Origin of the sequence: Ensifer sp. SSB1 (genome assembly GCF_016652895.1) — a bacterium.
In the GTDB taxonomy this organism is placed as follows: domain Bacteria; phylum Pseudomonadota; class Alphaproteobacteria; order Rhizobiales; family Rhizobiaceae; genus Ensifer.
The window spans coordinates 1-12079 of sequence record NZ_JAEPRP010000205.1 but is presented as its reverse complement, the minus strand read 5'-3'; the positions used below and the strand labels follow the sequence as shown (position 1 = coordinate 12079).

11 protein-coding genes and 1 pseudogene are annotated in these 12079 nt (G+C 62.3%); 4 read left to right on the top strand and 8 right to left on the bottom strand.

Annotated elements, in window-relative coordinates:
• A partial coding sequence (locus tag I8N66_RS32520; RefSeq protein ID WP_291163172.1) for a methyltransferase occupies nucleotides 1-807 on the bottom strand: 807 nt, incomplete at its 3' end.
• Nucleotides 808-978: 171 nt separating this feature from the next.
• Here I8N66_RS32520 and I8N66_RS32515 point away from each other — a divergent pair.
• Complete coding sequence (locus I8N66_RS32515) at nucleotides 979-1704, top strand: DUF2270 domain-containing protein (RefSeq protein ID WP_113539429.1); 726 nt, start codon at nucleotides 979-981, stop codon at nucleotides 1702-1704.
• A gap of 116 nt (nucleotides 1705-1820) precedes the next feature.
• Here the strand turns inward: I8N66_RS32515 and I8N66_RS32510 are convergent, their stop codons facing one another.
• From I8N66_RS32510 to I8N66_RS32495, 4 genes are all read right to left on the bottom strand, one after another.
• Complete coding sequence (locus I8N66_RS32510) at nucleotides 1821-2087, bottom strand: usg protein (protein WP_113539430.1); 267 nt, start codon at nucleotides 2085-2087, stop codon at nucleotides 1821-1823.
• Between the two features lie 164 nt (nucleotides 2088-2251).
• Nucleotides 2252-3082 (bottom strand): ABC transporter permease, encoded by an 831-nt coding sequence (locus I8N66_RS32505; protein ID WP_113539431.1) that lies wholly within the window; start codon nucleotides 3080-3082, stop codon nucleotides 2252-2254.
• Entirely contained in the window at nucleotides 3079-3882 is an 804-nt protein-coding gene (locus I8N66_RS32500) for an ABC transporter permease (protein ID WP_291163163.1), read from the bottom strand. Before I8N66_RS32500 ends, I8N66_RS32505 begins: the two co-directional genes overlap by 4 nt.
• Before the next feature lie 168 nt (nucleotides 3883-4050).
• Entirely contained in the window at nucleotides 4051-4833 is a 783-nt protein-coding gene (locus I8N66_RS32495) for an ABC transporter substrate-binding protein (protein WP_113539433.1), read from the bottom strand.
• 418 nt (nucleotides 4834-5251) lie between these two features.
• Between I8N66_RS32495 and I8N66_RS32490 the strand changes: the two are divergent.
• The 3 genes and pseudogenes from I8N66_RS32490 to I8N66_RS32480 all read left to right on the top strand — a co-directional run bounded on the left by I8N66_RS32490 (nucleotide 5252) and on the right by I8N66_RS32480 (nucleotide 10207).
• Nucleotides 5252-7421 (top strand): annotated as a pseudogene (locus I8N66_RS32490) (OmpA family protein).
• A gap of 200 nt (nucleotides 7422-7621) precedes the next feature.
• Nucleotides 7622-8365: a polysaccharide deacetylase family protein gene (locus I8N66_RS32485; protein ID WP_291163159.1), complete on the top strand. Its 744-nt coding sequence runs from the start codon at nucleotides 7622-7624 to the stop codon at nucleotides 8363-8365.
• Nucleotides 8366-8602: 237 nt separating this feature from the next.
• A complete protein-coding gene (locus I8N66_RS32480; RefSeq protein ID WP_291163156.1) occupies nucleotides 8603-10207 on the top strand; it encodes a tetratricopeptide repeat protein in 1605 nt (534 codons plus the stop codon).
• 7 nt (nucleotides 10208-10214) lie between these two features.
• On the opposite strand, the gene mobB is transcribed toward I8N66_RS32480, so the two are convergent.
• From mobB to I8N66_RS32465, 3 genes are all read right to left on the bottom strand, one after another.
• Nucleotides 10215-10742, bottom strand: a complete 528-nt coding sequence (gene mobB, locus I8N66_RS32475) for a molybdopterin-guanine dinucleotide biosynthesis protein B (RefSeq protein ID WP_291163153.1) — start codon at nucleotides 10740-10742, stop codon at nucleotides 10215-10217.
• On the bottom strand, nucleotides 10739-11404 hold the full coding sequence (mobA, locus tag I8N66_RS32470; RefSeq protein WP_291163150.1) for a molybdenum cofactor guanylyltransferase MobA: 666 nt from the start codon (nucleotides 11402-11404) through the stop codon (nucleotides 10739-10741). The genes mobB and mobA overlap by 4 nt, the downstream gene beginning before the upstream one ends.
• Before the next feature lie 10 nt (nucleotides 11405-11414).
• The coding region (locus tag I8N66_RS32465; protein WP_291163147.1) for a DMT family transporter at nucleotides 11415-12079 on the bottom strand (665 nt) is incomplete at its 5' end.

The window sequence follows — 12079 nt, the reverse complement described above, 5'->3', positions numbered from 1 at the left end:
CACCAGATGGCCGGCGATCGGTTCGCCTTCTTCCATGCGCACGGTGATGTCGCCGACCTCGACGATTTCGAAGCCGGTAGCCGCGAGGCGGTCGCGCAGGTAGGTTACGGCGTGGGCGAAACGCTGGTGCGGGCCGACCATGAAGTCGCGGCCGGCGAAGGTTTCTGCGGGCAGCGTTTCGCTGGAAAAGATCAGCAGGCCGCCGGGCAGGAGATTGTCGACGGCGCCGAAGAACAGCGCTTCGAGCGCGCCCATATAGGGAAGCACGTCGGTTGCGACGATCAGGTTGAAGGGCTCGTCATCGTTGTCATCGAGATAATCGACCGCTTCGGCGACGTAAAGCGTCTCATAGAGGTCCTTCTCGTGCGCGATCTCGACCATGTTTTCCGAGAGATCGATGCCGGTGATGTCTTCGGCCATGTCACGCAGGGCGCCGCCGGTGAGGCCCGTGCCGCAGCCAAGGTCGAGCACGCGGTCGAAGGGGCCTAGCTCGAGCGCCTGCAGGCGTTGGCGAACGAGGAGCGGCACGCAATAGCCGAGCTGGTCGACGAGCACGTTGTCGAACACTTCGGCATGCTGGTCGAAGAGGGTGGCGACATAGGCGTCGGGCGCCTTCACGGGCGTCTCGCCGCGCCCCATCGAGGCCAAGCGCACGGCAGCGCCGCCATGGTCTTCCGGGTCGAGCGCCAGCACTTCGGCATAGGCGTCGGCAGCGGCATCGAAGTTGCCGGATTTTTCCAGGGAGAGGGCGCGGTTATAGGCTTCTGCCAGCGCTTCCTCGTCGATTTTCGTGCTCTTCTGGGTCATGGCCGTTTCTTACGTCCGCAAATGGGCTTTGGCAATCGCCGTCCCGTGCGAAAGAGACCGGTAAAAGGACGTGCTGCGCCGAAAAACCAGTCGTGTGGCACGGGTTGGGATTTATCGGCGAAGCGATTGGAGTCATGATCGTAAGCATAAGAAAAGACGGAGGGAATGCCGATGTCCGCCGAACTGGGCCCGCTGATCCTTGGCACCGAAATCAAGGAGCCGAAGGGGCCGCCGCTGCCGCAAACCTCACAGGAGCAGATCAACGCAGTCGTGCACTACTATCGCGGCGAAATGGGCCGCATGGCCGGATGGCGCGATCGCATCGACCGAACCTCGAACTGGGCGATCACCGTCGTCGCCGCGCTTTTGTCCGTTTCCCTGTCGACCCCGTCGTCGCACCACAGCGTGCTGCTCTTCGCGATGCTGTTGATAACGCTGCTGCTCCTGATCGAGGCGCGGCGTTACCGCTTCTTCGATGTCTACCGGGCGCGCGTCAGGCAGTTGGAGCGGGGGTACTTCGCCCAGATACTCTCGCCGGATGGCACACCGAACCTCAACTGGGCAATCGCGATCGGCAAGAGCCTGCGCAAGCCGGCCTTCCTGATGAGCTACCGTGAGGCAGTCTGCCGGCGGCTGCAGCGCAACTATTGCTGGATGTACCTGATCCTGCTGCTTGCCTGGACGCTGAAGATTTCCTCGCCGAAGATTTCGACCAATGGCGAGCCCTTCGGTCATGTCCGTTCCTGGGCCGATGTCGCCCAGAATGCCGCGCTCGGTCCGTTGTCCGGCTGGCCGGTGATCGTTGGTGTTTTGCTGTTCTATGCGCTGGTGCTCTACGGCTCGCTGCATAAGGAACCGCGCGAAGGCGAACTGGCGCATGGGGAGGTGCATGTCTGAGGCGGTGTCGCGCTCACGTTCCTCAGCGCGCGCTTCTCAAAGCGTTCCAATCTCAGGGGCGGCCGGCCGGCCGGACTGAAGTCCGTCTCCTTGGCTCCTCCGATTCAATCGGCAGTTCAGTGCAGAATGAACTCGCCCTTCAGCGCGCGCCATTCCGTCGCTGAGATCAGCTTGCGATGCACATAGCGCACCGAATGCAGCGGGCCATCCAGTTTTTCCTGCCAGAATTTCAGGAAGCTGCGCATCTCCGGGAAGTCCGGGGCGATGTCGTAGTGCTGCCAGACATAGGTCTGGAGGAAGGTCGGATGATCCGGCATGTGGTAGAGGATCTGGGCCGTCGTCAGGCCATAGCCTCTAAGCTGAAGTTCCATCTCGTTTGTCATTAGGACCTCACTTCTCGCAAAGGTTGGTCTCTATGATGAAACGCTCGATTTCTTAATCAAGAGCTAATATTTGCTCCGAAATGAAACTTTCGTAAGAAATAACAAAGGCTTGGCAGCATCTCACGGAGAGTGCTGCCAAGCTTCTTCATTGGTCAAAAGCGGCACTATCGCTTGAGGTGGCGTGTCAGCCGCGCTTCCAGCAGGCTCCAGATGTTGCGCAGGATCTCGACCATGATCAGGTAGAGAATGGCTGCCCAGATATACATCTGGAAGTCGAAGGTGCGGGAGAAGGCGTAGCGGGTTTCGCCCATCAGGTCGAAGACGGTAACGATCGCGACGATCGCCGAGCCTTTGATCATCAGGATGATTTCGTTGCCGTAGGGGCGCAGTGCAACGATCATCGCCTGCGGCAGGATGATCTTGAAGAAGGAGACACGCTCGGGTAGGCCAAGGGCGGCCGCGCCCTCGCGCTGGCCGCGCGGCACGCTCTCGATCGCACCACGCAGGATTTCCGCCTGGTAGGCCGCGGTGTTGAGCGTGAAGGCGAAGAGCGCGCAATTCCAGGCGTCGCGGAAGAACCACCACATGCCGATCGTTTCGAGCTGCGGGCGGAAACTGCCGAGGCCGTAATAGATCAGGAAAAGCTGCGCGAGCAGCGGCGTGCCGCGGAAGAAATAGACATAGGCGTAGGCGAGCCACGACCAGAACTTGTTCTTCGACATGCGCGCAAACGCAATCGGCAGCGACAATATGGCGCCGAAGACGATGGAGATCGACACCAGCATCAGCGTGACGCCGAGGCCGGAAAGGAACCGCGGCCCGTATTTCGCGACCTTCTCCGGATCCCAGCCATTGACGACGGTAAGAAAGATGCCGACGCCGAGCGCCAGCCAGACACCGAGCGCAACGCTGCCGACGAAGCGGGTCAGCGTATAGGGCCTTGGCGGAACCGGAGGCGGGGCCTGCGGCGGGATCATTGTTGCAACGGCACTCATCGGCCCATCTCCGCACGTTTGGTCCAGCGTTCCAGGTTCGCAAAGACGATCGAGGAAATCATCGCGAGGATCAGGAAGAGCACGCAGGCCACGCCGTAGAATTCGAAGGCCTGCTTGGTCACGCGGGCGGCAACACCGGTCTGGCGCAGGATATCCGTGAGGCCGACGACGGAGACGAGGGCCGTATCCTTGAGGAGCGCCATCCAGAGATTGCCAAGACCCGGCAACGCGATGCGCACGAGCTGCGGCAGGATGATGAGACGCATGGTTTTGCCGCGATGGAGGCCAAGGGCATCGCCGGCTTCGTATTGCCCATGGGGAATGGCCTTGAACGCGGAGAGCAGCACCTCCGAACAATAGGCGGAAAAGACGACGCCGAGCGCGATCATTCCGGCGAAGAAGGCATTGATCTCGACCGGGCCCTCGTAGCCGAGCGAGGCCAGCAACTGCTGAACGAGGATCTGCAGGCCGTAATAGACGATGAAGAGCGTCAGGAGTTCCGGGAGGCCCCGAAAGATCGTCGTGTAGATATTGGTCGCCAACCGCACGGTGCGCTCTTCGGACTGTTTGCCGAGGGCGATGAAGAAGCCGATCAGCAGGCCGACGGGCAGGGTGGCGATGGCAAGGCTCGCGGTGACGACGAAACCGTAGGCGATATCGTCGCCCCAGCCGGTATCGCCGCAGGCCAGCAAGGTGCCGGGCGCCAGCCAGGTAAAGACCCCGACCGGGCCGCAGAATGGATCGACGATCGATCCTATCCAGGAGAGGATGGAATAGAAGCCGGCAAATAACCCGCTCATGTCAGAATGTTCCCCTTTGCGCTGTTTTTGTGTGTATCGATCGCGCTTTGTTTTAGGCTCTTGTCAAACAAAAACGGCGGAAGGGCAAGCCATCCGCCGTTGCATTTTTCGCATGAACTGACGTTTCTCCGGCATGATTCACTAGGAAATCGTGTCGGATCCCGTCAATCAGCTGCCATAAACGTCGAACGGGAAGTACTTTTCGTTGATTTCCTTGTACTTGCCGTTGGCGCGGATCGCTTCGATCGCCTTGTTGAACTTTTCGCGCAGCGCGTCGTCGCCCTTGCGCACGGCAATACCAGCGCCTTCGCCATTGATGACCGGGTCGATCGGCAGCGTGCCGAGCAGCTTGCAGCAGGCACCGTCGGTCGACTTCAGCCATTCGGAAAGCACGACAACGTCGTCGATGACGGCGTCGATGCGGCCGTTAGCGATGTCGAGCTTGTACTCGTCAGCCGTCGGATAGAGCTTGATCTCGGCACCCTTCATATGCGCTTCGGCATAGTTGGAGTGGGTGGTGGAGCCCTGCGCGCCGAGCGTCTTGCCGGCAAGTGCGGCCTCGGTCGCTTCGGTGATCGGCGAGTCCTTCGGCACGACGATCGCCGGCGGCGTATTGTAGTACTTGTTGGTGAAGTCGACCTTTTCCTTGCGCTCGGCGGTGATCGACATGGACGCGACGATGGCGTCGAACTTCTTGGCGATCAGTGCCGGAATGATGCCGTCCCAGTCCTGCGTGACGAAGGTGCATTCGGCCTTCATTTCCGCGCACAGCGCCTTGGCGATGTCGATGTCGAAGCCCGTCAGCGTGCCGTCCGCTTCCAGGTTGTTGAAGGGCGGGTAGGCGCCTTCGGTGCCGATAACGACCTTTTCGCCGTCTGCCATGGCCGAGCCTGCCATGAGCACGAAAACGGCAGCCGATGCGGCGGCTGCCAGCCGTCTGGAAATACGCATGATAGTCCTCTCTGTTGGTCGATGTCCGGTTTTTTCTTTTTTCACGGACACCAATTTCGACCGGGGCGTTTGCCTCCGGTTGTGGCGATATTCGTACTCTTTTCCAGTAAAAATCAACAGGAAAGCGAAGGTCCTCACCGGGAATCGGATTTCGACCGCAGATTGTGATGGTGGACCGCGCAATGTACATGAACGGTGCGTTCAGCGGCGGTTAATCTTGCCTCCGCTAGCCCTTATCAAGGAACCGGCGCGTGGCGCGGGCGTCGCGCTTGACGGCGCGTCTCGCGGGCAACACAAAAAAGCCGGAACCTTGGGTCAAGGCCCCGTGAGTATTCAAGTTCGCATCCATTCTTCGGCGTGTCATATACCGGGAAGAGGATGTGGGACCAGGACCTCCCGAGAAGAGGAAGGAAGACAAATGTCGATTCGATCCAAACTGTTTGCAACCGTCGCGCTGCCAGTGCTGTCGGTGTCCGTGGCGGTTCCGCCTGCCGTCGCCGATAGCCTGATGAAGCCATTCGAGGTTGCACAGGAGGGCGGTGGTCAGTCTGACGAAGAGCTGCTGTTGCAGAAGCAGCGCCAGGCCGAGGAAGAGGCTGCCCGCCAGGCTGCCGAGCAACAAAGGGCCGCGGAAGAAGAGGCTGCGCGCCAGGCGGCTGAGCAGCAGAAGGCTGCCGAAGAAGAGGCTGCGCGCCAGGCGGCTGAGCAGCAGAAGGCCGCCGAGGAAGAGGCTGCCCGCCAGGCCGCTGAGCAGCAGAAGGCCGCCGAGGAAGAGGCTGCCCGCCAGGCGGCTGAGCAGCAGAAGGCCGCCGAGGAAGAGGCTGCCCGCCAGGCCGCCGAANCAGCAGAAGGCCGCCGAGGAAGAGGCTGCCCGTCAGGCCGCCGAACAGCAGAAGGCTGCTGAAGAGCAGAAGGCTGCTGAAGAGCAGAAGGCTGCCGAAGAGCAGAAGGCTGCCGAAGAGCAGAAGGCTGCCGAAGAGCAGAAGGCTGCCGAAGAGCAAAAGGCTGCCGACGAGCAGAAGGCTGCTGACGAGCAGAAGGCTGTTGACGAGCAGAAGGCTGCTGACGAACAGAAGGCTGCTGAAGAACAGAAGGCTGCTGAAGAACAGAAGGCTGCTGAGGAACAGAAGGCCGCTGAGGAACAGAAGGCCGCTGAAGAACAGAAGGCGGGCGAGCAGCCCGCACCGACGGAAACCGCACCTGGGACCGAGCAGCAGCCCCAGACTGGCGAAGGCCAGCCGGTGCCTGGTTCGGAACAGCCGGCAACTGCCGAGCAGCAGCCGCAGCTTCAACAGCCGGCTCCGGAAGTGGTCGACACCCGCACCGAGGAAGAGAAGGTGAAGATCGCCGAAGACCCGGCGGCAACCGACGAGACCGTGGTTCTGCCTGTTGAAAACGGCGCGGCCGTGCTCGACAGCGACAAGGATGCCGACAACACCGGTGGCAACCAGGCACGCGAACAGCGCCAGAAGCTGCGCGAAGAGCTGCGTGCCCAGGAAGAAAACGTTGCGCCGCCGGCAGACGATGCCGCAGCTCAGGCTGCGATCGCTGCCGAAATCCCGGCCGACCTGCCGCAGAAGATCGAGGCGAATCTCAAGGAAAAGGGCACGCGCGTCGACGAGGCGCCGGTCTTCGTGGTGCCGGAGACGACCAACATCGTCAACAACACCGTCATCAACAACACGGTGATCAACAACAACACGACGGTCAACAACATCACCAACAACGTGACCGAAGTGAAGGTCGTGCAGGAAATCGATAACCGCGTCATTCTCGGCGTCGGCGACCAGATTTTCGTGCGCGGTGACGATCGCCCGCGCCTGCGTCGCGATGCGGAAGAAACCTACTACGATCAGCTTCCGCGTGGTCGTACCCGCGAAACGATCCTGCGCCCGGGCGGCTACCGGATTGTTACCGTCTACAATCGTTACGGCGACATTCTGCAGCGCTCGCGCGTCGATCGTGACGGCAACGAATACCTGATGATCTACGCGCCCGAGCGCGACGAAGGTCCACGTCCGGCCATTATCGACGTCGGCTACGAACTGCCGCCGATGCGCCTGCGCATCCCGGTACGCGACTACATCGCCGATGTTTCCGACGATCCGGGCCGCGACTACTACGACTTTCTGGCCGAACCGCCGGTGGAACGGGTAGAGCGCGTCTACACGATGGACGAAGTCCGGCACTCCGCTCGTCTGCGCGACAAGGTGCGGCGCATCGACCTCGACACCATCACCTTCCCGACGGGCAGTGCCGAGGTGTCGATGTCGCAGGCCAAGACCATGCGTAGTGTCGCCGCCGCCATGGAGAAGGTGCTGGCCAAGGATCCGGGCGAGACCTTCTTCATCGAAGGCCACACGGACGCCGTCGGTTCCGACCGGTCGAACCTGGTGCTTTCTGACCAGCGCGCCGAATCGGTGGCGTCGCTCCTGACCGAGGTCTACGGCATTCCGGCCGAAAACCTGGTGACACAGGGCTACGGCGAACGCTTCCTCAAGGTTCGCACCCAGGAAGCCGAGCAGCAGAACCGCCGCGTCACCATACGCCGCGTCACGCCGCTGGTCCGCCCGGTCGCCCAGCGTTGATCAAGCTTCGGGCAGGACTGCCTGTCTAATGCCGACAGCGCCGCGCACCTCATGAGGTGCGCGGCGCTGTCGTGTTTTGAATGCTGCGCGTTTCTTCAGATCCGTAACAGCTTAAGGACACACGCAGTGAAATCCCGCCTCGCAAAAGGCGGGTTTCTGTCGTTCCAATATTGTCTCAAATATTCATTTCCCGGATTGTCATGAAAACCGTCGTCTTACCGCTTCTCGCCATCGCCATGTTCGCCCAATCGGCCACCGCCGCGCCCGGGCTTGTGGAGCCGGATCTGCACCTGCCTGCCAATCCGGCCGGAAAGAGCGTCGCGCCGCGCGTCGCGATCACGCTCGATGCCTGCAGCGGCGCGACCGACATGCGCATCCTTGGCACGCTGATCGAGAATCGCATCCCGGCGACGATCTTCGTGACGGCGCGCTGGCTGAAGCGCAACGGGCTCGTCGTCGAGGTGATGAAGGCGCATCCGGACCTCTTCGAGATCGAGGATCACGGCGCCATGCATGTGCCGCCGATCGATGTGAAGGTCTCGGTCTACGGCCTTGCTGCGGCCGGCTCTGAAGCTGCGGTCGCGGCCGAGGTCGACGGTGGGGCGGCGGCGATCAAGGCGCATGGTTTGCCGGCGCCGCGCTGGTTTCGCGGCGCGACGGCCAAGTACACCCATTCGTCGATGAGCCAGATCCGCGCCATGGGCTATCGCATCGCCGGCTACTCGGTGAACGGCGACGGCGGCTCGCTGCTGGGTGCCGCCGTTGCCGAGAAGCGCATTCGCGCGGCCAAGGACGGAGACGTCATCATCGCCCATATCAACCAGCCGACCCATTCCGCAGGCGCCGGCGTCGCGCGCGGCATTCTCGACCTCAAGGCCAAAGGCTACAGCTTCGTCCGCCTCAACGATATTCCGGACGAAATGACTGTCGGCGCGACAAACTGACGGGCCGATAGGCTTATATCGGAAAATTTCCGAAGCGGTGAAGCAACCCGAAGCGCCGATGGCGTCGGTGCCAGCCGCACGAGCGGGCTGTGGAGCGGGCCGTTGGTCACTACCATGCTCGCCCAGTCAGCATGAACCGCTGCTCGACGCAAAACAGCGGTCTGTCGAAATCCGTTTTCCGTTGCTGGCGGCTCCCCATAGGCTTGGCGCGCTCTGCGCCCGGTCCTGGAGGGATGGATGAAACGTGTCGTCTTCGGACTCGTTGTTACGCTGCTGGTGCAGTTTTCCCTGCCGACGCGTGCCTATGGCGCCCGCACGCCATTGCCACCCCTCGCGCAGGTGCTGGAGCGCGCACAACAGGGCGATGCCGAGGCGCAGGTCGATCTCGGCATGCGCTACCAGACCGGCGAAGGTGTTGCCCGCGACGCCATGAAGGCGATCGGCTGGTATGGGAGGGCGGCCGAGAGCGGCAACGCGAAGGCGCAGTTCTATCTCGGCACCATCTACTTCAATGGTGCCGACGGCGTGAAGCAGAACTATGCCGAGGCGCTGCGCTGGTTTCGACGTTCCGCCGACCAGAAGACGCCGGCCGCCCAATACAATCTCGGCGTTCACTACGAACAGGGATTGGGCGTCGCCAAGGACGAGGCGCAGGCTGTTGCCTACTACCGGCTGGCAGCGGACCAGGGCTACGCCGCGGCCCAATACAACCTCGGCCACATGTTTCAGGAGGGGCGCGGCACGACGCGCGATCCGGTCGCGGCCTTCGAATGGTATCGCAAGGCGGCGGAGCAGGGTCTGGTTGCGGCCATGCACAATCTGTCGATCGCCTATTTTCAGGGGCAGGGTACGCTGAAGGACGATGCGGAGGCATATCGATGGACGTCGCGAGCGGCGATCGCCGGGGAGCCCCGTGCACAGTACAATCTCGGATTCCTGTACGAGAAAGGAGCCGGCGTCGAATCCAACCTTGCCGAAGCGCTGCGTTGGTATCTGCGTGCGGCCGAGCAGGGGAACATGGACGGGCAAGCCAATGCCGGCCGGCTCTATTTCAACGGCGAGGCCGGGCGGGTCAACGCCAGGGAGGGCATTCGTTGGCTCCGGCCGGCTGCGGACGCCGGCAACAGGGACGCGCAAAACATGCTCTGCAGCGTCTACGTGCGCGCCTTCGGCGTCGGGCGCGACGATTGGGAGGCAGTGAGATGGTGCCGCAAAGCGGCCGATCGGGGCATGGTCTCGGCGCAGGTGGATCTGGCGATCCTCTACATGCTGGGGCGAGGCGTCGAGAAGGACGAAGCTCAGGCATTCCAGTTGTTCCTGAAGGCGGCAAGGCAGGGGAACCCACAGGCCCAGGTAAATGTCGGCCTCATGTACTTGAAGGGTGAAGGCGTCGCCGAAAACTACGCGGAAGCGCACCATTGGTTCCTGATGCTCGCCGATCGCGGAGATCCCAAGGGGCAATTCAATCTGGCGGCCATGTACGCCAACGGTCAGGGTCTCGAGAGGAACGTGAAGGAAGCGGCGCGGCTCTACAGGCTTTCTGCGGATCAAGGCTATGCCTTGGCCCAGTACAACCTTGCAATGGCCTATCTCAACGGCATTGGCATTGAGATCGATGCTGTGGCTGCTGCCAGATGGTTTCGCAAGGCTGCCGAACAGGGAAATCCCGACGCGCAATTCAATCTCGGCATCGCCTATGCCAGAGGAAGCGGCGTGGAGCAGGATCTTTCAGCTGCTGCGAAATGGTATGCCAAGGCGGCCGGACAAGGCATGCAGAAAGCGCAGCAACTGCTCGACGGGTTGCCGAAAGCGTATCGTGACGCGCCGAAGGGTGATCCCTGACCTTTGGTCAGGAAGGCGTGTTCTTGCGCTGCAGCCCCGTGATCTTCTCGACGAAATCCGCGATGGCTGTTGTGTCGTCGAGATCGAAGACCGGAAGATCGGTGCCCGCGACCGGATGATCGGCGGCGATCGCGCAGATGTGCGGATCGGTGGGGGCGAGCGGCTCGCGGTTAGCCGATTCCAGACGGCGCGCTTCGACCTTCGGGATTGGCTCGCGCTTGTAGCCTTCCACCAGCACGAGATCGCAAGGAGCAATCCGCGCAAGGATATCCTCAAAGGAAGGTTCGGGCGCTCCGCGCAACTCGTGCATGATTGCGAAACGCGTGCCGGAGACGATCGTCACCTCATGAGCGCCGGCCTCGCGATGGCGGTAGCTGTCGGCACCCACCTTGTCGATGTCGAAGTCGTGGTGCGCGTGCTTGACCGTGGAAACCACATAGCCGCGCCCGGTCAGTTCGGTGACGAGCCGTACCATCAGCCCGGTCTTGCCAGAGTTCTTCCAGCCGGCGATGCCGAAAATCTTCATGGCGCTCATGCTCTGCTATCCTCAAAGAAACTCAACCATTGCTCCGCCTCGGTGAGATCCTCAGGCGTATTGACGTTGAAGAAGGGATCGAACGTGCCGTTCGGCGTCATGGTGACAGGAAAATCGACCGTTACCGAGGCATGGCGTTCGATGAAGGCGCGCACGCGGCGCTTCGGGTCGTTCGTCAGCCAGTGCTCCAGCTCGTCCGCGAGCGCGACCGGCCAGAGCGCAAACAGCGGATGCATCTGCCCGATGGATGCCGCAACGGCAATCTGCTGACGCTCTGTCAGGGCGCCGATCAGCCGCGCCACGAGATCATCCGGAAAGAACGGCGTATCGGTTGGAACGACCACGACATGGCTTGCGTCCGGCGCCGTTGCCGCGACGTGGCGCATGGCTGTCAGCACGCCGGCGAGAGGCCCCAGAAAGCCCGGTACCGTGTCGGCGACGATGGGGATATTGCCGTCAATGGGGTCCGCCGGTGCGGCGTTGAGGTTGACGGAGATGCCGGTGAGCTGGGCACGAAGCCGCGTGATGATGTGCGACAGCATCGTCTGGCCGCCAAGCTGAAGATCGGACTTCGGGCTTCCCATCCGGCGCGACAGTCCGCCGGCGAGGATGACGGCGGGCAGCGGTCCGCTGATCAGGGGCGAGGGGCTGGTTTCCGGCATCGGATGGCTCCTATTCCAGCGGGCCGGTCAGCGAGCGTTGGGCGACGGCCTTCCGGCCGCGCAGCGTCTCGCGATAGAAGGTGTAGAGGCCCGAGCCGATGATGACCGCAACGCCGACCAGCATCCAGTGATCCGGCACTTCCGCAAAGAAGAAGATGCCGATCGCGATCGACCAGATCAGGCTGGTGTAGCGGAAGGGCGCGATCACCGAAATATCGCCGGCGCGCATCGCCAGCACGATCGTCTGGTAGCCGAGCATCAGGAGCACGCTTGCCACGGCGATGTGACCGAAGGTCGTTGCCGACATCGGCTGCCAGCCGCCCATCGGCTGAATGAGGAGGGCGCCGACGATGGTGGTGACGAGGGAAGTCGACACGGTGATATAGAGCGAGGGCACGTCGTGGCCGATGCGACGGGTACAGAGATCGCGTGTCGCCGTCACGAAGACGCAGCCGACGACGGTAAGCGCCGCCGGCGTGAAGCCCTCGGGGCCGGGGCGCAGCACGATCAGTACACCGATGAAACCGGCGATGATCGCGGTCCAGCGCCGCCAGCCGACAGGTTCGCCAAGGAAAAGGGCGGCGCCGAGCGTAACTGCCAGTGGCAGGGCCTGCATGATCGCCGAGGCATTGGCGAGCGGGATCTGGCCGAGGGCCGAAATATAGGTGACCGAGG